We start from the raw sequence: 26,938 nt of genomic DNA, 5'->3' as shown, positions 1-26,938 counted from the left end.
TGATGAGCGCGCTGCGTTCTTTCCCCTGCGCGAACTCGACGACACGGTAGTACTCGAGCCCGCAGCCGGTTCCGGTGACAGGAAAGCCATCGACCGGGAAGCCCTTGTCCGCCGGCACAACGTACACCAGCGGGCCCTGGACCCGCGAAGCCCGGTCTCTGTGGGCAACGGCGAATTTGCGTTCACCATGGACCTCACGGGCCTCCAGACATTTCCCGGCCTGTACCCCGTCGGGGCAAGGGACGGACTCCCGCCCGGAACACTCCTTGGGACCCAAGCGCAGTGGGCTTGGCACTCAGTTCCGCCCGCCGGGCCCTACACTCTGGCCGATTCCACCGTCCTCTACGATTCACCCCGCGGACCCGTCCCGTACGTGGACATGGTGGGCGAGATCGTCAACGACCGGGAGACGGATACCTCCGCCGCCGAGACGTGGCTGAGAGCCAACCCGCATCGACTGGACCTCGGCCGGATCGGTTTCCGGCTGATCGAGGACGGTCAGGAACGCGCCCTGACACCGTCAGATGTCACGGCAACCGAACAGACTCTGGACCTGTGGACCGGCACGGTGACCAGCCGCTTCATGCTGGCAGGTCACCCCGTCAAGGTCACGACGGCGTGCCATCCCGACGTCGACCGGCTCGGCTTGCGTGTGGAGTCTCCCGCCTTGGGGCACGGACTGCTGATCGGCATCGACTTCCCGTACGGGTCCGAAGCCTGGCACGACGCCGCCGACTGGACGAAGCCCGAGGCCCACACCACGATGCTGGACCTGCCTGCCGAAGCCGCAGTTCACGACGCCACGAGTTGGGTAGTGCACCGCGAACTGGATAACTCCCGGTATGACGTCGTGGTCACTGGGAACGGCCTGGACCTTGAGCAGGCGGGCGAGCACTCCGTGCGGATCAGCGCCAAGCGGGACGACCTGGACCTCTCCATCGCCTTTGTTTCAGCCGGCGACGGGGATTGCATCCCGCGTGGCAGCAAAGAAGGCCAAGCAACCACTGTGGCGAGCCAGCAGGCGAAGCCAGGGGCCGGCGTCGTGCGTTCTCCGGAACTGGAAGCCGGCAGCTGCGTCGCGGCAGCCTCGGCCGACTGGTGGCCGCGGTTCTGGTGCTCCGGCGGCGCGATTGAACTGGACTCGACCACCGATCCCCGGGCCAAGGAATTGGAACGACGGATTGTCCTGTCCCAATATCTGACGACAATCAACTGTTCAGGATCGCTGCCGCCGCAGGAGACGGGGCTCGTGTGCAATTCCTGGCGTGGCCGCTTCCACCTGGAAATGCACTGGTGGCACGCGGCCCATTTCGCGCACTGGAACCGGGTGGAGCTCCTGCTGCCGTCCCTGCGGTGGTATTCAACGGTTTTGGATGCAGCGAGGCAGACCGCCAAGCAGCAGGGTTTTGACGGTGTCCGCTGGCCCAAACAGGTGGGACCGGATGGTCGGGAGAGCCCCAGCACCATCGGCACTTTCCTCATCTGGCAACAACCGCATCCCATTTACCTGGCCGAGCTGGTGTACCGGGCCGATCCCACGCGGGAGGTGCTGGAGGAGTTCGCGGAGATCGTGTTCGAATCGGCGGCTTTCATGGCCAGTTTCGCCCATCCCACGCCGAGGGGGTTTGAGTTGGGGCCGCCCCTGATTCCGGCGCAGGAGAGTTATGGCGCGATCAGATCGACGGTCACAAACCCCACATTTGAGCTGGCGTATTGGCAGTGGGGGCTCCAAACAGCGGCCACCTGGCGGGAACGGCTGGGACTGGAGCCTGTGCCTGCATGGTCGGAGGTGGCCGACGGCATGGTCCGTCCGCGGGTGGTGGACGGCGTGTATGCCGCCATCGATGTGGAGCCCTTCACCATCCGCACGGACCACCCGTCCATGCTGTGCGCACTGGGGGTCCTCCCGCAGACTGCGGTGATCGACCCGGACGTCATGCGCGCTACGTTGAAGGACGTCCTGGCGGACTGGGACTGGGGCAGCACGTGGGGTTGGGATTACCCCGTCATGGCCATGACCGCCGCACGCCTGGGCGATCCTGGGGCCGCTGTGGACGCGCTCCTGCTGGACGCCGGCAAGAACACGGTGCTTCCCAACGGCCACAACCGCCAAACCGACTCTCTGCCGTTGTACCTGCCCGGCAATGGTGGGCTGCTGGCCGCGGCGGCCCTGATGGCGGCGGGCTGGGACAACGGACCGGATCGTCAGGCCCCGGGTTTCCCGCCGGAGTGGACTGTGAGGTGGGAAGGACTGGTGCAATCCCCCTAGTTTCCAAGCAACGCGGGGTCACTTATGGCCCATCAAAGGGTGGATCATGGGCCATAAGTGACCCCGCGTTGCACTTGTTAACGGGGGCGGGGGCCTGCTGCGGCTCCCACGAGAGCGCCAAGACCAATGCCCACAAGGATCCCCAGGAAGGGAGAGTTGAAGATCAACTGCCCGACAATCAGCCCCACGGCAGCACCCAGCAGGCAGGAAATCCACAGCTGATTGTTCATTCTGCCTCCAATTGCTGGTCAGGTACGCGGCACTACGCGACGCGAACCGAGGACCTTCTTCCGTGGATTCTCCCCCGACTCCGTATCCGCCTCACGAACAGCCGACCACGATGCCGAAACCAAGTACACCTGGCTCACCAGGTTGAACCAGATCAGCAGGCCAATGATGATGGCGAACGACGCCAAAACGGGGTTGTTGCCGGAACGGGCAAGAAGTTCAGTACTGAAAAACTGCAGAACGGTGGTTCCTACACCTGCCAGCACTACTCCTTCGAGGAACGCGCGCCGGGTTAAAGAGAGGCCACCGGCGACGCGGAACAGTACCGCCGCCGTCGCGCAGTTCAGCAACAGCGGAACCACAATTTTCACGACCGCGGCAATCGGGGCGGCGACATTCTCATCAAGGCGCAGCAGCTGGAAGAACCAATCCGCCGCTGTTCCAAAAATCAGGGAGGCGCCGGCACTGACCACCAGGATCACACCGAGAAGCAGCAGGGTGCCGGCATCGATAAGCTTCTGAAGGATGGCATTACGCACCAAGGGGCCGTCGTTCATGACGCCACGCAAGCCTTCCCTGACGCTCGCGATCCAGCCGAGGGAGGTGAAGATGGTGACGGCGGCAGCGATGACCGCGGTCCAGCCCAGGCCCGAGGGATTGAGCAGCGACTGGGGATCCACCAGGCCCTCGCCGCCGTTGACCTGCAGCAAGCCCGGCGCCGCGGAGGCCACGCTTCGGATAACCGCGTCCTCCAGTACCGGGTTGCCGCCCAAGACAATGCCGGCGATGGCGAAGCCCGTGGTGAGAAGACCTGTTACAGAGAAGAACATGTTGAAACCGATGCCGGCACTCAAGAGGGGCCCGTGTTGGCGCGTGTAGTGCTGGAACGAGCGCATGGCCCGGTTGGTGTTCAGTCGAGCCATGAAAAGCGCGAAGAAGGCACCGGCTTTCTTCAGCGGACCTTCCCCGGCGCGCTTGGCATGACCCCAGTCCTGCCGCTTCCGGAGCAGCTCAAGCTTGAGTTTCGCCAGTTCAGTTGGCAGTGGAGGAGCGTCTGCCTCCGCGGCCTGAATCCGCTTGCTGTTCTTCGTCAGTATCGCCGCCAAAGTCGAGCTCTTCCCGTAGCTGCCAAATTCCGTTGGTGTCGTGCTCGTAAAGTCCCATGCTAACCACAGGGAAGGTGGCTCGGTAATCTCTGAGGACCGTTTCGGCCTCATCAAGATTTTCCTGGGCGACGTCGTGCGCCACGGTCACGTGCGGATGGTAGGGAAAAGGAAGTGTCCGTTCGAGGGGGCCGCTCTGGAGTTTCTCGTGCAATTGCACGCATTCCTCAAAGCCTTCTTCGACATTTACGAACACCACGGGCGAGACGGGCCGGAAGGATCCCGTGCCGGAGATCGTGATGTGGAAGGGCTCCTGGTTGCGGGCTACTTCCCTCACGTGTTCACGGGTAGCCGCCCAGTCCTGGGTGGGGGTGGTGGTGATCAACGTGATGTGGGCGGGAATGACATCAGCCATCGGGTCTCCGAAGGAAGCCCGCCATTCCTGAAGTTCGCGGGCCACCTCCGGCGGGAAGCCCAGGATCACTCCCACGCACATGGCCTCACCGGCGCCGCAATCAGCGCCGGTGACAGCGGGCTGGCGGGAGTCGTCAGGACCCACACCCTTGCGGGTGTCGGTCTTGACGTTGAGCTGGCCAGCGGCGCACATGGACTTAGAGGGCTCCCTGGTTCCCGAGGGCCCCGCGGTAGGGCAGGAAGCCAACCTTGGAGTAGACGTCAGCGAGGGTGGCAGAGGCGATTTCCCGTGCCTTGTCCGCACCGTGTGCCAGGAGCCGGTCCAGTTCCGCAGGGTCGGCCAGGAGTTCGTTGGCCCGTTCACGGATAGGTGCCAGGTGCCCGGAGACGAGCTCGGCCAGGTCCACCTTCAGGTGTCCGTACATCTTGCCCTGGTAGTCCGCCACAATCTTCTCCACCGGAGTACCACTGATGGCCGCGTAGATGGTCAGCAGGTTGGATACGCCTGGCTTGTTCTCACGGTCGTAGCGGATCTCGGTTTCGGTGTCCGTGACGGCTGACTTGATGCGCTTGGCCACGGTCTTGGGGTCGTCCAACAGGTTGATGAGGCCGGCCGGTGATTCGGCGGACTTGGACATCTTGGCTGTGGGGTTCTGGAGGTCGTAGATCTTGGCCGATTCCTTCTGGATGAAGGCCTCAGGTACCTGGAAGGTCTCCCCGAACCGGCTGTTGAAGCGGTTGGCCAGGTCCCGGCTCAGCTCCACGTGCTGCCGCTGGTCCTCGCCCACCGGTACACCGTGCGGCTGGTACAGCAGGATGTCCGCGGCCTGCAGGATGGGATAGGTGAACAGGCCAACGCTGGCGTGGTCTGAACCCTGCTTCTGGGCCTTGTCCTTGAACTGGGTCATGCGGGCGGCCTCGCCCATGCCGGTGATGCAGTTCAGGACCCACGCCAGCTGGGCGTGCTCCGGCACCTGGGACTGGACGAACAAGGTGCACTTTTCCACGTCAACGCCACCAGCGATGTACTGGGCGGCGGTGACCCTGGTACGCCGGGCGAGCTCCGCGGGATCCTGCGGCACCGTGATGGCGTGCAGGTCCGGGATGAAGAAGACGGCGTCGTACTCGTCCTGCATACGGACCCAGTTGACCAGGGCGCCGAGGTAGTTGCCGAGGTGCAGCGAGTCAGCAGAGGGCTGCATGCCGGAGAGCACCCTGTGCTTGGCGCCTACGGCCAGCTTGGTGGACGTGCCGGCAGCCGTGGCGGTTTCAGTGGTGGAGCTTGTCATGGAGGAATACCTTAGGGAACTTGGAGCCGGTAGTCGACTACCAGCGGTGCGTGGTCGGAAAAGCGGGTGTCCCACGAAGGCGCCCGGTCAACCACAGCGGAGAAAGCAGCTGCCGCGAGGTCCGGGGTGGCCAGGTGGTAGTCGATGCGCCAGCCAGTGTCAGTGTCAAAGGCCTTACCGCGCTGGGACCACCAGGTGTAGGGGCCGGCGACATTTCCTGCCAGGCCCCTGTGGACATCCCTCCATCCGATTTCTTCGCCGAGGAAGCGGTCAAAATAAGCCCGCTCCTCCGGGAGGAAGCCGGCACGCTTGACGTTGCCCTTCCAGTTCTTGATATCGAGTTCCGTGTGCCCGACATTGAGATCGCCAACTACCAAAGCGTGGTCGCTGTGTTTGGCGAGCTCAGGAAGCCGGGTGATCATGGCATCGAGGAAGCGGAACTTGTCATCCTGCTTCGGGGTGCCGACTTCGCCGGAGTGCACGTAGGCGCTGACAACGGACAGCGTGGAGGACTCCCCCGCCGCGTTCTTGACGTTGAAGTCGGCTTCAACCCAGCGTCCTGAGGTATCGAAGTAGGAGTCGCCGATGCCCACGCGGGTTGCCGTAGGTTCCTCACGGGAAGCAATGGCCACGCCTGCGCGGCCCTTTGCTTCAGCTTCGGTGTGGAGGATGTGCCAGCCTTCGCCGATCAGCTTCCTGACGATGTCGTCAGGTGCGCGGACTTCCTGCAGGCAAAGAATGTCGACCTCGCGCGGCTCCAGCCATTCCGCCATGCCGTTTTTGTAGGCAGCCCTGAGGCCGTTGACGTTGACTGATGCGATGCGAAGGAAGTCCTTCTTCAATGCCGTACTCACCCGCTCTACTCTAGTCGATGATGGTGCCGGCCACGGGCTCGTCCGAGCCGCCGGAAGACTTGATCATGTCCCTGGCATTGGTGGCCGTAATGGCGATGGTTTCCAGGGCGCGGTTGATGGTGTCCTGGTTCGCGGCGGCACCCTTGGCGCGTTCCTCGTCGACTACCCGGACCTGGACCTGAACGATCTTGAAGGAGTGGTCAAGCTTGAGGTCCCGGACCTCGTCCGCCTGGCTGCGCTCGGCGACCACACGGGTGCCGCCGTTGTCAGCAACGTTCGACGACGGCGCGCGGCCGGCTGCTGCGTTGAACGCATTGTGCGCTTCAGTCAGCTTTGCTCCTGCCCGCTGGGCTGCCCTGCGGATACTCAGGACCACGAAGGTGGCCAAAGCCAGCCAACCGAAGGCCACCACAGCCACGACCCAACCGACGACGTCGTTCTGGTTGGCCGCAAAGATGACGGCTACCAGGAAGGCGATGATGACGACCGTCATCCCCAAGCCACCGATGCGGAAGCCCTTGAACATGCCTTTGCCGGCGGCGGACGTGGACGGGTGTGGGTCACCGAGAGATTGCATGAACCCATTCTCTCAAACGCACGAAGGTGCCCCGGACGCTTCCACGGACGGCGAACACGCGGGTTTTTGTATACCTGATGCGCCTGAAAGACCCCCGTAGGCGCGTCAGCTGTACAAAAACTCCATCACTTGAGGAAGAGTCGGCGGAGCCTTCCTGTGGTGAGCATGATTCCCAGGGCGATCATCACCAGGTAATAGCCCACGTGGATGGCGGTGGCAGGGGTGAAGACACCCACACTGATCTGCCGCAGAAGCTCCACTCCGTGCCACAGGGGCATGGCCTGGATGAACCACTGGATCGGCTGCGGGTAGACACTCAGCGGATAGAACGTGGCGCTGAACAGGAACATGGGCAGGAGGAAGAAGTTGATCCAGTCCATCTGCTGGAAGGTCTTCATGAAGCTGGTGATCCCCATGCCGAAGCTGGCGAAGCCGAAAGCGATCAACACCGACGCTGGAATCACCAGGATGGCCCACCAACTGGTGAGCAGCCCCATCACACCCATGACCGCCGTGAACCCTGTGGCATAGAGAAGACCGCGCAGCAACGCCAGGAAAATTTCCCCGATGGCAACGTCCAACGGGCCAAGGGAGGTGTAGAGCATCCCCTGATACAGCTTGGCAAAGTTCATCTTGAAGAAGACGTTCCACGTGGAGTCGTAGATGGCACCGTTCATCGCAGAAACCGCCAGGAGTGCAGGGGCGATGTAAGCGGCATAGCTGATCTCCGCACCTCCCGGCCCTTGCACGGTACCCACGATCGAGCCCATACCCACCCCCATGGCCAGCAGGAAGAGCACGGGCTCGAAAAACCCGGACACCAGGACCAGCCAAGTGCTGGATTTCGCGGCCATCAGGCCACGCCCCACCACGGCCCGGGCGTTGCGGGAGTACAGGGAACCGAACTTGCGTTGCCTGGCAACATCGGTGGCGCTGTGCCCACCCGTCAGGACGCTCATGAGCCCATCCTTTTCACGAATTGGCGGCGGACCAGAACCCAGCCCACCACGGCCGACGCCAGCAGGAACACCGCATGAGTGATGGTCAGCAAAGGGTTTTCGTCCATCCCGTAGGTGAACACCCGGCCCAGCTCCGTCCCGTGCCAGACCGGGGAGAGCCAGCCGATCCAGCGCACGGCCATCGGCAAGGTGTCCAAGGGGAAGAACGTCCCGGAGAAGAGGAACAGTGGCATAACGATGAACCGCTGAACCAACGCGAACTGCCCTTTATCCTGCGTGATGCTCGCAGCATAGGCCATAAGCGGCAACCCGAAGGAAAGTGCCGCAACAGTCGCGACGATCGCAGAGACCCAACCCCACGGACCCGGCGATGCACCGAACATGGCCACTACCGCGAAGTAGACCACCGACTGCAGCAGGAACCTCAGCGTGCTGGCCATGATGTGTCCGCTGGCGATCTGCTGCGGTGTCAACGGCGAGGCATGCGGCCCGTAAAACACGCGGCGCCACTTGAATCCATCCGTGACAGGATAGGAAAACTCTCCCGACGCCGTCATCACCGCAGCGGATACCAGCAGGGCCGGCGCCACGAACTCCAGGTAACTCACCCCGCCGAAGGCCGACACACTGTTGGCGTCCACCAAACTGGCCAGGCCAACTCCCATGGCGAACAGATACGCCACGGGCTGCCCCACGCTGTACAGGATCACGGACCAGCCGTAATTGCGCATGACCCTCAGGACTTGCTCGGCGTAGAAGAAGGAACCCCAACGGCGCGCCCGGGCAGCCGAAACCTCAGGTGCGTGCGCCCGCAAAGGGGGCGCCGCCGTCGTGCCTGGTTTGTCAGTCAACGGTCCCCTAGTCAACGAGGCTCCTGCCCGTCAGCCGGAGGAACACGTCCTCCAGTGAGGAGCGCCGCACCAGCGATGTCAGCGGCCTCAGTCCGCGGGCGGTGACCTGTTCCAGCGCGGCCTCGCCATCGTGTGCGTAGATCAGCACGCGGTCAGGCAACGTCTCGAGCCGCTCGCCGATGGCTTGAAGTTCGACGCCGATTGTCGCGTTCCGCTCGGAACCGAACCTGAGCTCGAGTACTTCGCGCGACGAATGCTCGCGGATCAATGCCGCCGGCGAGCCTTCGGCCATGATCCGGCCCTTGTCCACCACGATGAGCCGGTCGCACAGCTGCTCGGCCTCGTCCATGTAGTGCGTAGTGAGGATGAGCGTGACCCCGCTTTCCTTGAGCCTGAACAGCCGGTCCCAGAGAATGTGGCGCGCCTGCGGATCCAGGCCGGTGGTGGGCTCGTCCAGGAGCAGGATGCGAGGTTCATTGATGAGCGAACGGGCGATGGTGAGCCGTCGCTTCATGCCGCCGGAGAGCGCATCAACCTTTGAGTTGGCTTTGTCCGTGAGCTGGGCGAATTCCAGGAGCTCATCGGCTTTGGGCCGCAGGTAGCTTAGGGGCAGCCCGAAGTACCGGCCATAGACAATGAGGTTTTCCCGAACCTTGAGCTCTTCGTCCAGGTTGTCCTGCTGGGGAACCACACCCAGGTGCGCGCGGACCTCGGGGCCATGCGTCTCGGGGTCCAGGCCCATGATGTTCAGCGAGCCGGACGTACGTTGGGAGACGCCGCCGATCATTTTCATGGTGGTCGATTTCCCGGCGCCGTTGGGCCCCAGCAGTCCGAAAGACTCCCCTGCCGGCACGTCGAAGGAGATGTTGTCGACAGCGGTGAGCTCACCGTAGGTCTTGGTGAGGTTGTGTGCGCTGATGACTGTGGGTGGGTTCATGTCGAAGCTGGCTTGTGGTGATTCCGGCGAGGCAGAGCGGATTGCTTCATTGTGCACCCTCAGCAGACTAGTAGCGCCGGGGAAGATGTGAAAGATCTATTCCGCAAATTTATTGAATATAGTCGCCCCCGCGAGCGCCGCGTGTTCCGGAAAAGATGGGCTGAACCGCGTCACGAACCTGCCTTCCGGCAGACCGTCCATATGTGGAGCAAATCGCCTCCGCGGCAATCTCAACGTATGGCTAGGAGAACCCCCATGGGACTTTTCGATGATCTGCAGGGCAAAGCAAAGGACCTCATCGAAGGCAACGAAGAGGCCATTCAGGATGGCATCGAAAAGGCCGGCGACATCTTCGATGAAAAGACCGACGGCAAGTTCGCCAACCAGGTTGATCTCGTTCAGGGTGCTGCGTCGGACTATGTAGCAAAGGTCAAGGGTGATGACGGCGAGGCTTCGGACCAGTAGCCGTTGAAACATCCCCGTCTCCTTACCCAGCATGTGAAAGGCCCAGCATGGTCAGCCGTAATACCCGCACCGCTCCGCGTCCCACCGTTCCTGATACCAGCCCGACCTTGATTTCCAGGCTGGGAGCCGAAGCCCTTGGTACTTTCATCCTGGTCTTTGGTGGCGTGGGGACAGCCCTGTTCGCAGCGAACTTCCCGGATCCAGCCAACACCTTGGGCGTGGGGCTTCTCGGCGTATCACTGGCGTTCGGTCTGACCGTCGTTGCAGGCGCTTACGCGTTCGGCCACGTCTCGGGTGGGCACTTCAACCCGGCCGTCACTATCGGACTGGCAGTTGCCGGGCGGTTTCCCGCCAAGGACATCGCGGCGTACATTGTGGCCCAGGTTGTGGGCGGTGCGGTAGCTTCCAGCGTCCTGGCCGCCATCGCCGCCGGCGGCCCCAACGGCTTCTTCACTTCCGCCCGGGCCAGTGGCTTCGCCTCCAATGGTTTCGGCGATCACTCCCCCGGAGGCTTTGGCCTCGTCCCGGCCTTGGTGATCGAGTTCGTGCTGACCGCAGTCTTCGTCCTGGTCATCCTCGGCGTTACGGACCGGCGGGCAACGCCAGGGTTCGCCGCCCTTGCCATTGGTCTCAGCCTCACGCTGATCCACCTGGTCAGCATCCCGGTGACAAACACTTCGGTGAACCCGGCACGTTCCATCGCGACGGCCCTCTACGGCGAGGGCTGGGCGTTCGGCCAACTCTGGGTGTTCATTGTTGCCCCGACCGCCGGCGCCGTTGCAGCAGCAGCGCTCTACCGCGGCGTGTTTGCAGCCACAACGGATTGATTCCGGACCGTCAGGACTTACGGCTTAAAAGTGCAGGGCACCTGCTCCATGGGGAGCAGGCGCCCTGCACTGTTTGGGAATCTCAGGCGATGCCGGCCCGGCGCTCGGCGCTCTCCACCACGTTGGCGAGCAGCATCGCGCGGGTCATCGGACCCACGCCGCCCGGATTCGGGGACAGCCAGGCGGCAACGTCGGCAGCAGCCGGGTCAACGTCACCGGTGACCACAGCCTTGCCGTTGCCGTCGTCAACGCGGCTGACACCGACGTCGAGCACAATGGCACCCGGCTTGAGGTCCTCTGCCTTGATCATGTGCGGCACTCCGGCAGCAGCGATTACGACGTCGGCCTGCTTCAGTTCCGCGGGCAGGTCCACGGTTCCGGTGTGAGCCAGGATCACGGTGGCGTTGACTTCCTTGCGGGTCAGGAGCAAGCCGATCGGGCGGCCGATGGTGACGCCTCGGCCGACCACCAGGACGCGCTTGCCCTGGAGTTCAATGTTGTGGCGGCGAAGCAGCTCCACACAGCCCTTGGGGGTGCAGGGCAGCGGGGACTTCATCTCGCCGTTCACGTTGGCCACGAGGCGGCCAAGGTTCATGGGGTGAAGGCCGTCGGCGTCCTTGTCCGGGTCCATGGCTTCAAGGATGACGTCCTGGTCGATGTGCTTGGGCAGCGGAAGCTGGACGATGTAGCCCGTGCATTCAGGGTTTTCGTTGAGCTCCTGGACAACCTTGAGCAGTTCTTCCTGGGTGATGTCCTCAGGCAGGTCGCGACGGATGGACTGGATGCCGACCTCGGCGCAGTCCTTGTGCTTGCCGCCGACGTACCAGGTGCTGCCGGGGTCCGAACCCACCAGGATGGTACCCAGGCCCGGGACGATGCCTTTGCCGGCCAGGATGGAAACGCGTTCGGTCAGTTCTGCCTTGATGGCTGCGGCGGTGGCCTTGCCGTCAAGGATCTGTGCGGTGGACTGTGTCATTCCAGCTGCTCTTTCTGGTGGGTGAACTGTGGGAGGCTCATGCCAACGGGATCCGCCGCCTCAAGTGTGGCGGCGGATCCCGTCGGCTCCGGTTCAATGCCCGGGTAGTGCTGTTTCGGCCTTGGGAAGGCCGTTTACCACTGCTCGTGCTGCGGGTACAGCGGGAAGTCGGCGGCCAGCTTGTCGACGCGGGCCTGGAGGCTTTCGACGTCGGCGGCGGAGCCGGACTTCAGTGCGGTGGCAATGATCTCGGCAACCTCGGTGAACTCCGTGGCACCGAACCCGCGGGTAGCCAGGGCCGGCGTACCGATGCGCAGGCCCGAGGTGACCATCGGCGGGCGGGGGTCGAACGGAACAGCGTTGCGGTTCACGGTGATTCCCACAGAGTGCAGGAGGTCTTCGGCCTGCTGGCCGTCCAGCTGCGAGTTGCGCAGGTCAACCAGGACCAGGTGGACGTCGGTGCCACCGGTGAGGACCGAGACGCCGGCTTCTGCGACGTCGGACTGGTTCAGGCGGTCGGCGATGATCTTGGCACCCTCAAGGACGCGCTCCTGGCGCTCCTTGAACTCTTCGCCGCCGGCGATCTTGAAGGCAACAGCCTTGGCCGCGATGACGTGCATGAGCGGGCCGCCCTGCTGGCCCGGGAAGACGTTGGAGTTGATCTTCTTGCCGTACTGCTCCTTGGCCAGGATGACGCCGGAACGCGGGCCTGCGAGGGTCTTGTGCACGGTGGAGGTGACGACGTCGGAGTGCGGCACCGGGCTCGGGTGCAGGCCTGCTGCCACCAGGCCGGCGAAGTGGGCCATGTCCGTCCAGAGCAGGGCGCCAACTTCGTCCGCGATGGAGCGGAAGGCAGCGAAGTCGAGGTGGCGGGGGTACGCGGACCAGCCGGCGATGATGACCTGCGGCTTCTCGGCGATGGCCTGCTCGCGGAGCTTGTCCATGTCGATGCGGAAGTTGTCTTCTTCCACCTGGTAGGCAGCTACGTTGTAGAGCTTGCCGGAGAAGTTCAGCTTCATGCCGTGGGTCAGGTGCCCACCGTGTGCCAGGGACAGGCCAAGGATCTTGTCGCCCGGGGTGATCATGGCGGACAGTGCTGCGGCATTTGCCTGGGCGCCGGAGTGCGGCTGGACGTTGGCGTACTCGGCGCCGAACAGTGCCTTGACGCGGTCGATGGCAAGCTGCTCAGCGACGTCGACGTATTCACAGCCGCCGTAGTAGCGCTTGCCCGGGTAACCCTCGGCGTACTTGTTGGTCAGGACAGAGCCCTGGGCTTCCATCACGGCGCGGGGGGCGAAGTTTTCAGAGGCAATCATTTCCAGGGTGCCGCGCTGGCGGCCAAGCTCCTGATCAAGGACTGCCGCGATCTCGGGGTCGAGTTCGGCGAGCGACTGGTTGCTGACAGACGCTGAAGTAGTGGTGTTAGTCACGGAGATCTCCTGGCTAGGCAACGGGTGGTGCTACAGGTCAGGCTACCGGCAGCAGCATTCCCGCGTCCCGTTGATGACGGGAGGCATCGGTCACGTGCGTGCGACGGTAAGACATGACCCTCGGCCCAGGCGTACGATCCGTGGTCTTCGTGATTGCCGCTCCCTGGTGGTAGTCCACCCAACGCCAGTTGCGACCCGTTAACAGTACAACAAGGCAGCACCGGTAGGCTTGTTCGTGTGACTGACTCCACCGCTTTTGTTGTGACCCTTTCCTGCCCTGACCGTCCCGGCATCGTCCACGCTGTTGCCGGCGCCCTCCTTGGTGCGGGGTGCAACATCGCCGATTCGCAACAATACGGAAGCCCCACTACAGGCAACTTCTTCATGCGCGTGGAGGCAACGACGTCGAGCACCCAAGCGGAACTGACGGCGGCCCTGCAGCCTGTGGCCGAAACCTTCGGCATGACGTGGCAGATCAACCCCGTCGGCGAAAAGGTGCGCACCATCATTCTGTGTTCCAAGGATGCCCACTGCCTGAATGACCTGTTGTTCCAGCAGCGGGCCGGAACCCTGCCGATCGAGGTTCCGGCCATTGTGTCCAACCACCGCGACCTCGAGCCCTTGGCCGAGTTCTACGGCATCCCGTTCCACCACATCCCCGTCACTGCCGACACCAAGCCGCAGGCCGAGGCAGAGCTCCTGAAACTCATTGCCGGGCACGACGTTGAGCTCACAGTCCTGGCCCGCTACATGCAGGTCCTCTCCAACGAACTTTGCACGGAGCTGAACGGCAAGGCCATCAACATCCACCACTCGTTCCTCCCCTCCTTCAAGGGGGCCAAGCCGTACCACCAGGCGCACGCCCGCGGCGTAAAGATCATCGGCGCCACGGCACACTATGTGACCGCGGACCTGGACGAGGGTCCGATCATCGAGCAGGAAGTCATCCGGGTGGACCACGCCCGCACGGCAGCGCAGTTCGTCCAAATGGGCCGCGACGTCGAGGGCCACACCCTGGCACAGGCCGTCCAGTGGCACGCCGAACACCGGGTGCTCCTGGATGGCACCCGCACCGTGGTGTTCAACTAACCCCTCCACCCAACCAGGGGACAGCAAACGCTCCACTGACCCCTCATAGCGACGTTTGCTGTCCCCTGGTTGGGAATATGCTGGGGCACATGGCTCCCTCTTACACGTTCGCCGGGGATACCCCGGCCATCCATGAAACCGCCTTCGTGGCACCAACGGCATCAATCATCGGAAAAGCCACGCTGGCCCAGGACTCCAGCGCCTTTTACGGCGTCTCCGTCCGGGCCGACACCGCGGCCATCAAAGTTGGCGCGGGATCCAATCTCCAGGACAACGTTGTCCTGCATGCGGACCCCGGCTTCCCCTGCACCGTTGGTGAGCGCGTCTCTGTGGGGCACAGCGCAGTAGTCCATGGTTGCACTGTGGAGGACGACTGCCTGATCGGCATGAGTGCCACCATTCTCAACGGGGCAGTGATCGGGACGGGTTCGCTCATCGCGGCCGGCGCCGTGGTCCTGGAGGGCACGGTCATCCCGCCGCGATCACTTGTAGCCGGTGTACCGGCGAAGGTCCGGCGTGAGCTCACGGACGAGGAATTCGAGGGCGTGAAGCACAACGCCGCCCACTACAAGGAACTGGCCGCCGCCCACCGGGACATGCACGCCTCTTAACGCCGAATGCGAGGCCCGCTCCTCGCACTATCCAAGGGATTTAGTGCGCAGAGCGGGCCTCGCAACGTAAGGGGTTTAGTCCAGCGAAATCGGGCCGAGCTCGTCCAGCAGGTCACCCGGACCGGGGTTCCCGGCAGCGGAAGATCCACCCAGGTGGTTCACGACGCCCCACACCGCGTTCAGGCCCGTGGTCACGGCGCCTTCTGCCCATCCTGCCGTGAAGGACACGTCGTCGCCGGCCAGGAAGATGCCGCGCTGGTCCTGGGGCAGCTTGTCCTGCTTGAAGTGCGTGAACAGGCGCTGCTGGTAACGGTAATGCCCGGGCAGGTTCGCTTTGAAAGCACCCATGAAGTTCGGATCGGCTTCCCAGGACACCGTAATGGGCTGGCCCACAATGTGGCTGGCAATATCCACGCCCGGGTAAATCTGCTCCAGCGAGTGCAGCATCAGCTTCACCCGCTCCTCCGCGGTGAGCGCGAGCCACTTCAGGGCATCGTCGTTCCAGGTGTAGGACAGGAGGATGACAGCGGGCTTGTCCGGGCCGTCGTCGAGCAAGTATGTTGCCCGGTTGAGGCGGTCGGTGAGGGTCATGGACAACACTTCGCGGCCGGTCTCCGGGTCGATGTCTTTCCAGAACGGGCGGTCAACCATCACGAAGGTCTTGGACGACTGCATGTAGTGCGAGCGTTCAATGGCGGTCCACATCTCAGCCGGAAAGAGCGCTTCTTCGGTGTGGATGCGGGTGGACAGCAGCCAGGACTGGCAGGTGGTCACCACGGCCTGGTAGTTGGCTTCGCGCCCCCAGTTCTCCCGGACAACAAGGTCACCGTTATCCGCGCGGCGGATGTTGTCCACTGCCCCGCGTGGCGAACCGGAGTGCAGCGAGGCCAGCGACGTGCCTTCCGGCCAGTGCTTAATGCCCGACGGCGCGTGGTTCCACAGTGCCTCAGGGAGCCTTTGCGCTCCACCGACGATGGAGCGGTGCTGGTCGTCGGCGTCGGTGTACACGACGCGCAGGATCTCGAGGATGGAGTTGGGGAAGTCCGTGTCCCAGCCACCCGTGCCAAAACCTACCTGGCCGAAAGCCTCGCGGTGGGCGAACCCGGCTTCCTTGAAGGACTTGCTGGCGGCGATGAAGCCATAGAAGGTCTGCTCGTCCAGCTCGGGAAGGAGCGCGTTCCACAGTTCCTTGATGCGCTTGGTGTCGCGGGCTTTGATGGCTTCCTGCATCTGGGCGAAGGCGGCACCGTCGTTGATTGCGGCTTTCCAGGCGTCGGCGACCTCGCGGAAGAACTCTGGCAGTTCATCCGCGGTGGTGGCGTAGTGCTTCTTGCCTGCCAGTTCGATCACGGTGCTGGACGTTGCCGGCGCCATGGGGTTCGGGAAATCGTTGGTGTCCAGGCCCAGCAGGTCCACGTAGTGGTAGAAAGCCTTGCCGGACACCGGGAAGCGCATGCCGCCGAGATCGGCCACCACGCCGGGAGCAGAAGGGAAACTCGCGGTGCGGAGGCGGCCGCCGATCTGGTCTGCCTCGTAAATCACCGGCTTGAGGCCGAGCTTCATGAGTTCGTAGGCAGTCACGAGTCCGGAGAGCCCGGCACCGATGACGGCCACCTCGGTTCCGTACTTTTCTTCCGGCACTGCCCCGAGTCCGGCCGGGTTGGCCAGGTAGTGGTCGTAGCTGAAGGGGAAGTCCGGGTTCAGCATGGTGATCGGAGCCCCGGCGCCGCGGTCACCTGCCTCGGCGGCGGCGTCTGCGAGTGGGAGTTCGGTAGCGATGGTCATGGCTTTGCTGCTTTCACAGGTTCCGGGCCCATGGCCCTGGTTGTCAGTTCACGGTAGTCCTGCTCGCTGAGCGTGGCTACCTTGGAGTTCCGGCGTCCATAGCCGAAGTAGATGGCGATGCCCACCACCATCCAGACACCGAAGGTGATCCAGGTGTCGGCACCAAGGTTGAGCATCAGGTAGGCACACATGAGGGCGCCCAGGATCGGCGTGATCGGATACAGCGGGACGCGGAAGCTGCGCTCAAGGTCCGGGCGGTTCCGCCGAAGATAGATCACCGCGATGTTTACCAACGCGAAGGCAAAAAGGGTGCCGATGCTGGTGGCGTCCGCGAGCGCACCCAGCGGGACCAAGCCGGCGGTGAGGGCGACGGCGGTACCAATGATGAGCGTTCCGGCCACCGGGGTGCCGGTTCGGTGGGAGACGCGGCCGAAGATTTTGGGCACCATGCCATCGCGGGACATGGACATCATGATGCGGGTTTGCCCGTAGAGAACCGTCAGGACAATGCTGGCGATCGCCAGCACTGCGCCGACGGAGAAGACCAGGGCGATCCAGGGCTGGCCCGTGATCTCATGCAGGATCTGCACCAGGGCCGCTTCGGTACCGTCGAACCATCCCCAAGGACGGGCACCGATTGCCGCCACTGAGACCAGCACGTAGATGCTGGTGACGATCACCATGGAGAGCATGATGGCCCGGGGCAGGTCGCGCTTGGGGTTCTTGGCCTCTTCACCGGCGGTGGAGGCGGCGTCGAATCCGATGTAGGAGAAGAACACGCTTGAGGCGGCGGCCGAAACACCGGCGGCCCCCATGGGCAGGAGAGGCTCGAAGTTGCCTGCGTTGAACGCCGTGAAGGCCACTGCGCAGAAGAAGACCAGGATGCCAACCTTGATGATGACGATCGCGGTATTGATCCATGCGCTCTCACGGGCTCCCCGGACCAGGAGGATCATGGCGAAGACCACGATCACCACGGCAGGTACGTTGACCAGGCCCCCGTCTCCCGGCGGCTGTGACAACGCGTCGGGAAGGAATTGCCCGAACGCAGCCAGGGTCTCGTTGACGTATTGACCGGCCCCGACAGCAACGGCTGCTACGGAGACCGCGTATTCGAGGACGAGGCACCATCCACAGATCCACGCCATTCCTTCGCCCATGGTGGCGTAGGAGTAGGAGTAACTGGAGCCGGCTACGGGGACAAGCCCGGCCATTTCGGCGTAGGAGACAGCGGACAGGAGCGCTGCCAGCCCGGCGATGACAAAGGAGATCCAGATCGCCGGACCCGCCAGTGGAACGGATTCGCCGAGGATGACGAGGATGCCGGTGCCCAGGGTGGCGCCGACGCTGATCATGGTCAGTTGCAGCACGCCGAAGCTGCGGACCAGCGGCGTGCCGCCTTCGCCGCTGCCTGACTCGCTGACCATTTGCCCAATGGGCTTACGACGCAACAGCTGGGCTCCCAGGCCCAGCTTGGCAGCACTCACCGCCGCAGTGTTTTCGGTGTTCACAGGCACAGTCACCCTTGACGTCCCTTCCAAGTAGTTTCGATTTCCCCTCCACAAGACTGGCATGTGAGCCACCTCTCACCATGGTGCAAAATGACCTATAGTGTTCAACCATGAGACGCAATGCACACTATCAAGAGCCCGCTACGGCGGTCCTCTCCGGGCAGGTCACCGTTGATCTGTCTGCTATTTCAGACAATGTCAAAGCCCTGAAAAAGCGCACTGAAGCGCCATTTTTCATGGCCGTCGTCAAGGGCAACGCCTACGGGCATGGCCTGGTGGAAGTCGCCCGTACAGCAGCAGAAGCCGGGGCCGACTGGCTGGGGACCGCCCAGCTCACGGAAGCAATCGCCCTCCGCAAGGCGGGGATCACCCTGCCCATACTTTCCTGGCTCTATCTGGCATCCCAGACAAGCGCCACCATCCTTGAAGCACTGGAAAACGACATCGATGTCTCCCTCGGCAGCGTCGGCCAACTGGAGGTGCTGGCAGGCATCGCGTCCCGCCTTGGCCGTCCCGCCGTCGTGCATCTCGAACTGGACAGCGGCCTGAGCCGCGGCGGCGCACGCAAGGAAGACTGGCCCGAACTCGTAGCGCAAGCACGGCAAGCGGAGCTTGACGGCACCCTGCGCGTCCGGGGCCTTTGGACCCACTTGGCCTGGGCCGATGTCCCCGCCCACCCGGGCAACGCCGCCGCTGTGGCTGAGTTCGAGGACGCCGTCCGCGAGGCCCGTGAGGCCGGGCTGACCCCGGAACTCAGGCACGTTTCGAGCTCCGCGAACATCCTGGACCGGCCCGAATTCCACTTCGACATGGTTCGCGCCGGACTCGCAATTTACGGCTTGGCTCCGGCCGACCATCTGGACCCGGCCGATTTCGGGCTGCGCCCCGCACTGAGCGTCACGGCACCGCTGGTGATGGTCAAAAAAGTCCCCGCAGGCACAGGCGTGAGCTACGAACACCAAGCCATCACCTACGAACCCCGGTACCTCGGACTCATCCCGTTGGGCTACGCCGACGGCATTCCCAAGGGCATCAGCGGCCGTTCCGTAGTGAACATCGCAGGCCGCAGTGTCCCCGTGATCGGCAAAGTCTGCATGGACCAGTTCATGGTGGATCTCGGGCCGGACGCCTCCGGCATTGCCGTCGGTGACACCGCTGTGCTTTTCGGCGATCCCTCCACAGGGGCCGCGAGCGCCGACGACTGGGGCGCCGCCATCGGCAGCCACGGCGACGAAATCATCAACCGGATAGCGCCACGCCTCCCCCGTGCCTACTCCACCAGTGCTTACGAATGCCCCGACTACCAGGAGCCGGCTCCCGCCGGGCAGGGCAATGTCGCCTGAGCCCGCCACCGCCCGCCTCAGTTTCGTCACGCTCGAACAGTTCGTTGAGCAGCTGCCGCCGGAGTTGACCATGCTTCACGACGGCGGCAGCGGCGCCTCGTTGCTGAGGTGGGTGGAACCCAGTGAGCTGGAAGACCCCACGCCCTACCTGCCGGAGGGCGAGTTCCTCCTCACCGCCGGGCTGCCTTTCCTTGGGAAGGGCGGCTCGGCGGCGAAGGTGGACGCCTACGTCCGGCGCCTGGTGGATGCGAAGGTTGCTGCGCTCGGCTTCGGGATCAGGCCCTATTTCGACGCCGTTCCCGCCGCGCTGATTGAGGCATGCCGCACGCACAACCTCACCTTGTTCGAGGTCCCGGAATCGGTGCCTTTCGCGGCCATCGGCCTGGAATTCTCGCAGCTGCTGGAATCGGATAATGCCCGCGTTTTCCGGCAGCTCGCCGAGACCAACCGCCAGCTCATGCGCGCGGTCCTCTCCCCCAGGCCCGAACACGAATTGCTGGCCGCCCTCGTCCAACGCGTGCCGGTGTGGGCACTGCTGGTGGGGGCCGACGGGCGGGTCCGTGCCCGTGGGCACAATGCCGGCGGCAGCACCGGCGTCGAACATTCATTGCTGGCACCGATGCTCGAGCGACTGCTGTCCGGCAGCGGTCCGCGCGTGGAGATGGACGGGTTCGAACAACCGGGTTCAGCGCTGGTGTTCGGGCACCCGCTCCGCAGCACCAAGGACGCCAACCTCGGTGCGTTGATCCTTGGTTCGGACGCTCCCCTCTCTCCTGCGCAGAACAATGTGGTCCAGGCCGCCGTGGGTCTGCTGGAGTTACTCGTACGGCAGCGAACAAGCGGCTCCCTTGCACCCAGTCAACTGGCCACCGCGATGTTGCTGCATCCGGAGTCGCTGGTGTCCGGCGGAACGAAACACGTCAACGGCCTGAAGGATCTGCTGGCCCAGAGCCTGTCCTCCACCCGGTCCGCCCAGATGAGGGTGGTACAGGGGGTGCGGGTCGAAGGGACGGTGGATGATGGTCCCGTACGCGAAGTACTCCAATGGCGCCGGCTCTTCGATACAAAGCTCGTGGAGATCACCGAGTACGGCTTCGCGGCAATCACCCGCCTGAAAGTGGACGACTCCCTGTTGGCCGACGTCGAAAAGCTCGGCTGGCGGTTGGTGATCGGTGAACCCACCGAATTGCATGGCCTCTCGGCGGCCTACCAACGTGCAAGCTCACTGCGAAGCCGCGTGGTCTCCAGTGGTGTGAGTGCCCGGGTGGATGAAGTGACCTGGTCCGTTACCGGGCTGTTGGGCCGGGAAGCAGGGACCATGCTTGCAGGGCGTCTGCTGGCACCGGTGCTGGCTCTGGAACCTGACCGGAGGGATCCACTGTTGTGCGTCCTGCGGGGATGGCTGAGCGAAAACGGCAGCTGGGACGGCTCCGCCAAGCTGCTCGGCCTCCACCGCAACAGTGTGCGGCGGCAGATAGGGGTGCTGGGCGAACTCCTGGACATGGACCTCAACCAAGCGCAGGTCAGGGCCGAGCTGTGGTTCGCACTGCAGTATGTGGACGAGTTGGTCGGGGCTGATCCTGTGGGCACCACCTAGATTGGGCACCACCTAGATGAAGCCAAATCCGTCTGTGCGAGCCACTTTCACCACTCATTTTTGCTGTTCTCAGCACCTAATTTGCCTATTTGGCGGCTAGGGGAAGCCTCGTGGATCGTACGCTTCAGGAACACCACCCGCGTTCGATCCACAAGGAGCAACACAGTGACCAAGCTGCCCACAATCACCCCCAAACTGCGGGTGTCGATCGTCGTCGCGTTTGGAGTGGCCCTGCTCGTTTGGTTGGCGACGGGCTCGCTCCCGGGCCATGGAAACGTCGAAGCAGCTCATCTTGACCTGCACAACACCGTGGACGGAGGTTTCCGGTTTGGACTCGACATCGCAAACCGTGCCATCCTAGGCATGTTGCTGGCCGTCGGGTTTATCGCCTCTCTGGTCAACCTCATCCGTGTCCACCGCAAGCGAACCCAGACCGGGTCCTAGCGGTCCCATTCCTTGTACAGTTCCGGCCTGCGCTCACGCAGGTACGGAACTTCGTCACGGGCGGCTTTGACCGTATCCGTGCCGACCTCGGCGAACAGCAGCGCTGCTCCCTCCCCCGCGGCAGCCAACAGCGAGCCGTCGGGACCGGCCACCACGCTGCCACCCAGGAAGTTGTACACGTCTTCATGCCCTGAGTGGTTGGCATAGGCCACGTTCAACTGGCTCTCCAGTGCCCGGGCGCGAATGAGTACCTGGGGGACGTTGTCGAACCCTGCCGACAGTGCTGTTGGTACCAGCAGGAGTTCGGCGCCACGGGTGGCTGCGGCACGCACCGCTTCAGGGAACTCGACGTCGTAGCAGATCAGCATCGACGCGCGGATTCCGTTGAAATCCACGACGGCGGGAGGTTCTTCAGCGCCGACGAATGCCTTGTGCTCTTCGGGACCGAAGAGGTGGACCTTGGCATAGTTGAGGACCTCGTTGCCTCCGGCGTCCAGCAAAGTAGCCGTGATGTGCCAAGCGTCATCAGCGTGCGGTGGCTGCGCGGCGTCGTCGTGCCTCTCCGGCTTCAGCGCCAGCGCAGGGAGGCTGTAGACCAAGCCAATCCCGCGTGTGCGGGCAATCGCGGCCAGGCGTTCGCGGATCGCCGGGAGCGTTGCGGGGTCCAGCTCGGCATGCAGGCGCAATGGAGCATAACCGACAGGGAAGAGCTCCGGAGTGAGGAGCAGGCCGGCCCCCGCGTTGGAGGCACGATTGGCTGCGTCCTCGATAGTGCGCAGGTTGGCGTCCACGTCCAAAACGGAAGCGTTCGCCTGCAGGAGTGCTAGCAGCATCATTACCACCTTGTTTCGCCTGATCCCTGCCGATCGCAGGCAGGAACATCTTCTTGCTTCAAGCCTAGGCCCGGCTCCGCTGCGCGCTCCGGGGCAATTGGACCTGGAGCCCCCGAACGCGGGACTCATTGCACGCGACCCCTTGTTGCGAGGCCTGCTTTACGCCTTAAAAGTTGGAGTTAGGGCGCATATTGGGCCACGCAAGGGGTACTTAGCAGACAGCTTTGCGTTGGAGTATGTCAGTGAAGCAGGACTCGCTGCGTTCACTTCTTGACTGCAACATGCCTTCTGGGGCAATCTTCTTGTCATGCCCGCAACGCAGCGCTCAACGAAGAGCCATCCAAGAAAACCCGGCTCACAGTCGGCGCTCCGCCACCTTAACCAGCAGCGCATCATCGAGTGCTTGCTGAGCGGGCCATCCACGCAGGCTGAGCTTTCACGGCAAACCGGACTCTCCACGGCCACGATCTCCAACATCGTCAAGATCATGCAGGACGCCGGCTTGGTCTCCACCGAGCCGACCACCAGCTCCGGCCGCCGGGCAACCAACGTGAGGCTGAACAGCAACGGTGCTGTCGCCGTCGGAATCGACTTTGGCCGCCGGCACCTCCGCGTGGTCCTGGCTTCCTTGGGGTATCACGTCATCGCCGAGGATTACATCGAGTTGCCGCTGGGTCACCAGGCAGAAGAAGGCATAGCCGCCGCAGTCCGGCTGCTCGAAAAACTGCTCCGCGAAAACGGCATCGACCGCACCGCCGTCGTAGGTGCCGGCGCGGGCATTCCTGGTCCGATCGACCGCAGATCGGGCACGGTGGCACAGGGGGCCATCCTCCCGGAGTGGGTGGGCATCGACATCCTCCACCGCCTGGAAGAGGCCCTCAATTGCCCCGTCTTTGTTGACAACGACGCCAACCTCGGCGCGTTGTCCGAGGTGACGTGGGGACCCCACAGCGGGGTCTCCAACCTGATGTTCCTCAAGATCGGTTCGGGCATCGGCGCCGGACTGATCCTCAACGGATTCCCGTACTACGGCAACGTGGGCATCACTGGGGAAATCGGCCACGCGACCATCCATGAGCATGGACTGGTGTGCCGCTGCGGCAACAGGGGTTGCCTCGAAACGATAGCGTCCACCACCACCATGATCGAGTTGCTGGGGCGCGGCCAGGACACCCTGTTGACGCCGCTGGACATCGTCCGCAATTGCCTCGCCGGAGATTCGGCGACCCAACGCGTAGTTGACGACGCCGGCCTGGCGGTCGGGCGGGCACTGGGCAACGTCTCCAACCTGATCAACCCCGAAGTGATCGTCGTTGGCGGCCCTTTGGCGGGGCTTGGAGACCTTCTGCTGGACCCCATCCGAAGAGGCCTGGTACGCCACGCCGTGCCCGTCGTTGGCGAGACGACACACCTCGCGATGTCTTCACTGGGAGCCCGCGCCGAGGCCCTCGGAGCGGCCGCATTGGTGTTCCAGCACGCAGGTATTACCGGTAGGTAACGAAATCGTTAGCTGGATCATGCGTTCAAGTCTTGACGACAAGATAGGTGATCCAGTTTACTTTTTCATCAGACAGCTCCGCCGCTTGCGGAGCCGACAACGAAGTCATGCATTGGAGGCGTAAGGGCTGATGACATCCCTCGACACGCAAGGCGAGCCCATCCTGTTGGAGATGCGCTCCATCACCAAGGAATTCCCTGGAGTGAAAGCCTTGTCGAACGTAAGCCTGCGCGTTATGGCCGGTGAGATCCACGCAATTTGTGGCGAGAACGGTGCAGGAAAATCCACGCTGATGAAGGTCCTGTCCGGGGTCTACCCCTACGGCAGCTACACCGGCGACATCGTGTACCAGGCCGAGACGCAGCAGTTCAAGGACATCCGGGCCAGTGAAGCAGCGGGCATTGTGATCATCCACCAGGAGCTGGCGCTGATCCCGGAACTGTCCATCATGGAAAACATCTTCCTGGGTAACGAACCCACCAAGTGGGGCGTCATTGACTGGGCCGAGGCCCGTAAGCGTTCCCTCGAACTCCTGGCCCGTGTGGGCCTCCGGGAGGACCCGGACACCCCCATCAAGGAGATCGGCGTCGGCAAGCAGCAACTGGTGGAAATCGCCAAGGCGCTGAACAAGTCCGTGAAGCTGCTGATCCTGGACGAGCCCACGGCAGCCCTGAACGAATCGGACTCCCAGCACCTGCTGGACCTGATCCTTGGCCTCAAGGGCCGCGGCATCACCTCGATCATCATTTCCCACAAGCTCAACGAGATCGAGCAGATCGCGGACGAGATCACCATCATCCGTGACGGCAAGTCGATTGAAACCCTGAACGTCAAGCGCGACGGCGTGGACGAGGACCGCATCATCAAGGGCATGGTCGGCCGGACGCTCGAGTCACGCTTCCCGGACCACGAACCGAAGATCGGCGAGGTTTTCTTCGAGGTCAAGGACTGGACCGTGGGCCACCCCCAGATCCAGGACCGCCTCATCTGCAAGGGCTCGAACTTCTTTGTGCGTCGAGGCGAAATCGTCGGCTTCGCGGGCCTCATGGGCGCCGGCCGCACAGAACTGGCACGCTCGGTGTTCGGCCACTCCTACGGCCGTTTCATCAAGGGCCAGATCTACAAGGACGGCAAGCCGATCCAGATCCGCACGGTCCGCCAGGCCATCGACGCCGGACTCGGCTACGTGACTGAAGACCGCAAGTCCCTGGGCTTGAACCTGCTGGATGACATCAAGACCACCACGGTCGCTGCTGCGCTGGACAAGATCAGCAACTACTCCGTAGTGGATGACCGCAAGGAGTTCCAGGTTGCCGAGGAGTACCGCAAGTCTCTCCGGACCAAGACTCCCTCGGTTGAGGAAGGCGTCGCCAAACTCTCAGGCGGCAACCAGCAAAAAGTAGTGCTGGCCAAGTGGATGTTCACCGACCCCGACCTCCTGATCCTGGATGAACCCACACGTGGCATCGACGTCGGCGCCAAGTACGAGATCTACGGCATCATCCAGAGGCTGGCGAACCAGGGCAAGGGAGTGATTGTCATTTCCTCGGAGCTTCCAGAACTCCTGGGCCTGTCCGACCGTATCTACACCATCTTCGAAGGCGCCATCACAGGCGTCCTCGACAAGAACGAAGCAAGCCAGGAAAGCCTCATGAAGCTGATGACTTCCTCCCGCAAAGCAGCTTGACCCTTTGGCCCAGCCCCGCCCCTTCCTGACACAAGGACCAAAACAATGAACGCGCTCAAGAAGCTATTTGGTGGCAATACCCGCCAGTTCGGCATGATCTTCGCCCTGGTGGCACTTATCGTCTTCTTCCAGATCTTCACGGACGGCCGCACGTTGACCCCCGGCAACGTGATCAACCTGTTCAACGGCAACTCCTACATCCTTATCCTCGCCATCGGCATGGTGCTGGTGATCATCGCCGGGCACATCGACCTGTCCGTGGGTTCCGTGGCAGCATTCGTGGGCGTGTTCGTGGCCCTTGCAATGCGGGACTGGGGACTCCCCTGGTGGGCCGGCGTGATTTTCGGCCTGCTCCTGGGTGCACTGATCGGCGCCTGGCAAGGGTTCTGGGTAGCCTACGTGGGCATCCCCGCGTTCATCGTGACACTGGCGGGCATGCTCCTGTTCCGCGGTTTCAACCAGTTCGTCGGCAAGTCCAACACCATCCCCGTTTCCAAGGACTTCCAGTTCCTTGGCTCAGGCTACCTGCCTGAAATCGGACCGAACACCGGCTTCAACAACCTCACGCTGCTCCTTGGCATCGTTGCCGCCGCGTTCGTCATCATCATGTCCCTCCGTACCCGCGCCGCCAACAAAGCCCTCGGCGCCGACGTTCCCGAGCTCTGGGTCGAGGTCACCAAGCTGGTCCTGATCTGCGGCGCGATCCTTTACGCCACGTACCTGTTCGCCACCGGCCGCCCCGGAACGTCCTTCCCCATCCCGGGCCTGATCTTGGCCGTCTTGGTACTCATCTACGGCTTCATCGCAGACAAGACCGTCCTGGGCCGCCACGTCTACGCCGTGGGTGGCAACCGCCACGCAGCTGAGCTGTCCGGTGTCCAGTCCAAGAAGGTCAACTTCATGGTCATGATGAACATGTCCGTGCTGGCAGGCCTGGCAGGCATGATCTTCGTTGGCCGATCCACGGCATCGGGCCCGTTCGACGGTGTCGGCTGGGAGCTTGACGCCATCGCAGCCGTCTTCATCGGTGGCGCCGCCGTTACCGGTGGTGTTGGTACCGTGATCGGCTCAATCGTCGGTGGCCTGGTCATGGCAGTTCTCAACAACGGCCTCCAGCTCCTGGGCGTCGGTGCGGACCTCACCCAGATCATCAAGGGCCTGGTGCTCCTGGCAGCCGTTGCCTTCGATGTCTACAACAAGTCCCAGGGCAAGCGTTCCATCACTGGCCTGTTGCTGAAGAACTTCCAGCGCAACAACAACGAGCTCAAGCCGGACGAAGTCACCTCCACCAAAGAGGTCATCTCCAAGGAAGCCTGAGCTTTCCGCCACAAACTTCTCCACCCAGAAGACTCGCTCCACCC

25 protein-coding genes and 1 riboswitch are annotated in these 26,938 nt (G+C 63.2%); of the genes, 11 read left to right on the top strand and 14 right to left on the bottom strand.

The genetic code is table 11. The annotated features are described in order from the left end of the window. The first annotated feature begins 88 nt into the window (after positions 1-88). Positions 89-2,269, top strand: coding sequence for a hypothetical protein (locus PQ627_RS11390; protein WP_443192757.1), 2,181 nt, complete (start codon positions 89-91; stop codon positions 2,267-2,269). A 77-nt stretch (positions 2,270-2,346) separates the two neighbouring features. Here the strand turns inward: PQ627_RS11390 and PQ627_RS11385 are convergent, their stop codons facing one another. The 9 genes from PQ627_RS11385 to PQ627_RS11345 form a co-directional block, all read right to left on the bottom strand. Continuing rightward, positions 2,347-2,499 (bottom strand): hypothetical protein, encoded by a 153-nt coding sequence (locus PQ627_RS11385; protein ID WP_274261061.1) that lies wholly within the window; start codon positions 2,497-2,499, stop codon positions 2,347-2,349. Between the two features lie 18 nt (positions 2,500-2,517). Beyond that, positions 2,518-3,603 (bottom strand): YihY/virulence factor BrkB family protein, encoded by a 1,086-nt coding sequence (locus PQ627_RS11380; RefSeq protein ID WP_274261059.1) that lies wholly within the window; start codon positions 3,601-3,603, stop codon positions 2,518-2,520. Then, positions 3,530-4,207, bottom strand: a complete 678-nt coding sequence (locus PQ627_RS11375) for a 2'-5' RNA ligase family protein (protein ID WP_274261057.1) — start codon at positions 4,205-4,207, stop codon at positions 3,530-3,532. Before PQ627_RS11375 ends, PQ627_RS11380 begins: the two co-directional genes overlap by 74 nt. Before the next feature lie 4 nt (positions 4,208-4,211). Beyond that, a complete protein-coding gene (gene trpS, locus PQ627_RS11370) occupies positions 4,212-5,303 on the bottom strand; it encodes a tryptophan--tRNA ligase (protein ID WP_274261055.1) in 1,092 nt (363 codons plus the stop codon). Between the two features lie 11 nt (positions 5,304-5,314). Further along, positions 5,315-6,157, bottom strand: a complete 843-nt coding sequence (locus tag PQ627_RS11365) for an exodeoxyribonuclease III (protein WP_144662365.1) — start codon at positions 6,155-6,157, stop codon at positions 5,315-5,317. A gap of 10 nt (positions 6,158-6,167) precedes the next feature. Continuing rightward, entirely contained in the window at positions 6,168-6,734 is a 567-nt protein-coding gene (locus tag PQ627_RS11360) for a hypothetical protein (RefSeq protein WP_144662366.1), read from the bottom strand. A 125-nt stretch (positions 6,735-6,859) separates the two neighbouring features. Then, on the bottom strand, positions 6,860-7,693 hold the full coding sequence (locus PQ627_RS11355) for an ABC transporter permease (protein ID WP_274261051.1): 834 nt from the start codon (positions 7,691-7,693) through the stop codon (positions 6,860-6,862). Continuing rightward, on the bottom strand, positions 7,690-8,544 hold the full coding sequence (locus PQ627_RS11350) for an ABC transporter permease (RefSeq protein ID WP_274261049.1): 855 nt from the start codon (positions 8,542-8,544) through the stop codon (positions 7,690-7,692). The genes PQ627_RS11355 and PQ627_RS11350 overlap by 4 nt, the downstream gene beginning before the upstream one ends. Before the next feature lie 7 nt (positions 8,545-8,551). Further along, on the bottom strand, positions 8,552-9,481 hold the full coding sequence (locus PQ627_RS11345; RefSeq protein WP_274261280.1) for an ABC transporter ATP-binding protein: 930 nt from the start codon (positions 9,479-9,481) through the stop codon (positions 8,552-8,554). 255 nt (positions 9,482-9,736) lie between these two features. Between PQ627_RS11345 and PQ627_RS11340 the strand changes: the two genes are divergently transcribed. Then, on the top strand, positions 9,737-9,946 hold the full coding sequence (locus PQ627_RS11340; RefSeq protein ID WP_274261047.1) for an antitoxin: 210 nt from the start codon (positions 9,737-9,739) through the stop codon (positions 9,944-9,946). A 47-nt stretch (positions 9,947-9,993) separates the two neighbouring features. Beyond that, positions 9,994-10,773 (top strand): aquaporin Z, encoded by a 780-nt coding sequence (gene aqpZ, locus PQ627_RS11335; protein ID WP_274261045.1) that lies wholly within the window; start codon positions 9,994-9,996, stop codon positions 10,771-10,773. Between the two features lie 82 nt (positions 10,774-10,855). Here aqpZ and PQ627_RS11330 read toward each other — a convergent pair whose 3' ends face one another. Then, positions 10,856-11,749 (bottom strand): bifunctional methylenetetrahydrofolate dehydrogenase/methenyltetrahydrofolate cyclohydrolase, encoded by an 894-nt coding sequence (locus tag PQ627_RS11330; RefSeq protein WP_274261043.1) that lies wholly within the window; start codon positions 11,747-11,749, stop codon positions 10,856-10,858. 134 nt (positions 11,750-11,883) lie between these two features. Beyond that, complete coding sequence (glyA, locus tag PQ627_RS11325; RefSeq protein WP_274261042.1) at positions 11,884-13,179, bottom strand: serine hydroxymethyltransferase; 1,296 nt, start codon at positions 13,177-13,179, stop codon at positions 11,884-11,886. 116 nt (positions 13,180-13,295) lie between these two features. Further along, a riboswitch (ZMP/ZTP riboswitch) is annotated at positions 13,296-13,381 on the bottom strand. Positions 13,382-13,416: 35 nt separating this feature from the next. Here glyA and purU point away from each other — a divergent pair. Beyond that, positions 13,417-14,268, top strand: a complete 852-nt coding sequence (purU, locus tag PQ627_RS11320) for a formyltetrahydrofolate deformylase (protein ID WP_274261040.1) — start codon at positions 13,417-13,419, stop codon at positions 14,266-14,268. An 89-nt stretch (positions 14,269-14,357) separates the two neighbouring features. After that, on the top strand, positions 14,358-14,879 hold the full coding sequence (locus tag PQ627_RS11315; RefSeq protein ID WP_274261038.1) for a gamma carbonic anhydrase family protein: 522 nt from the start codon (positions 14,358-14,360) through the stop codon (positions 14,877-14,879). Positions 14,880-14,954: 75 nt separating this feature from the next. Here PQ627_RS11315 and PQ627_RS11310 read toward each other — a convergent pair whose 3' ends face one another. Together PQ627_RS11310 and PQ627_RS11305 are read right to left on the bottom strand one after the other, a co-directional pair. Further along, positions 14,955-16,664, bottom strand: a complete 1,710-nt coding sequence (locus tag PQ627_RS11310; protein WP_274261036.1) for a flavin monoamine oxidase family protein — start codon at positions 16,662-16,664, stop codon at positions 14,955-14,957. Further along, positions 16,661-18,175, bottom strand: coding sequence for an amino acid permease (locus PQ627_RS11305; RefSeq protein ID WP_400420946.1), 1,515 nt, complete (start codon positions 18,173-18,175; stop codon positions 16,661-16,663). The genes PQ627_RS11310 and PQ627_RS11305 overlap by 4 nt, the downstream gene beginning before the upstream one ends. 110 nt (positions 18,176-18,285) lie before the next feature. Between PQ627_RS11305 and alr the strand changes: the two genes are divergently transcribed. The 3 genes from alr (at position 18,286) to PQ627_RS11290 (ending at position 21,559) form a co-directional block, all read left to right on the top strand. After that, a complete protein-coding gene (gene alr / locus PQ627_RS11300; protein WP_274261033.1) occupies positions 18,286-19,518 on the top strand; it encodes an alanine racemase in 1,233 nt (410 codons plus the stop codon). Then, a complete protein-coding gene (locus tag PQ627_RS11295; RefSeq protein WP_274261031.1) occupies positions 19,508-21,115 on the top strand; it encodes a PucR family transcriptional regulator in 1,608 nt (535 codons plus the stop codon). Before alr ends, PQ627_RS11295 begins: the two co-directional genes overlap by 11 nt. A gap of 165 nt (positions 21,116-21,280) precedes the next feature. Next, complete coding sequence (locus PQ627_RS11290) at positions 21,281-21,559, top strand: hypothetical protein (RefSeq protein ID WP_274261029.1); 279 nt, start codon at positions 21,281-21,283, stop codon at positions 21,557-21,559. Here PQ627_RS11290 and PQ627_RS11285 read toward each other — a convergent pair. Continuing rightward, positions 21,556-22,395 (bottom strand): carbon-nitrogen hydrolase family protein, encoded by an 840-nt coding sequence (locus tag PQ627_RS11285; protein WP_274261027.1) that lies wholly within the window; start codon positions 22,393-22,395, stop codon positions 21,556-21,558. The two genes, PQ627_RS11290 and PQ627_RS11285, sit on opposite strands and share 4 nt — an antisense overlap. Positions 22,396-22,699: 304 nt before the next feature. On the opposite strand from PQ627_RS11285, the gene PQ627_RS11280 reads away from it, so the two are divergent. From PQ627_RS11280 to mmsB, 3 genes are all read left to right on the top strand, one after another. After that, entirely contained in the window at positions 22,700-23,890 is a 1,191-nt protein-coding gene (locus PQ627_RS11280) for an ROK family transcriptional regulator (protein ID WP_144662380.1), read from the top strand. Between the two features lie 130 nt (positions 23,891-24,020). Continuing rightward, positions 24,021-25,577: a multiple monosaccharide ABC transporter ATP-binding protein gene (gene mmsA / locus PQ627_RS11275; protein ID WP_144662381.1), complete on the top strand. Its 1,557-nt coding sequence runs from the start codon at positions 24,021-24,023 to the stop codon at positions 25,575-25,577. A gap of 45 nt (positions 25,578-25,622) precedes the next feature. Then, positions 25,623-26,894: a multiple monosaccharide ABC transporter permease gene (gene mmsB, locus PQ627_RS11270; RefSeq protein WP_274261023.1), complete on the top strand. Its 1,272-nt coding sequence runs from the start codon at positions 25,623-25,625 to the stop codon at positions 26,892-26,894. The last annotated feature ends 44 nt before the right edge of the window (positions 26,895-26,938 follow it).

This window comes from Paenarthrobacter sp. AB444 (genome assembly GCF_028736865.1).
Taxonomy (GTDB): domain Bacteria; phylum Actinomycetota; class Actinomycetes; order Actinomycetales; family Micrococcaceae; genus Arthrobacter; species Arthrobacter nicotinovorans_B.
This window is presented reverse-complemented; position numbering and strand designations above follow the sequence as displayed.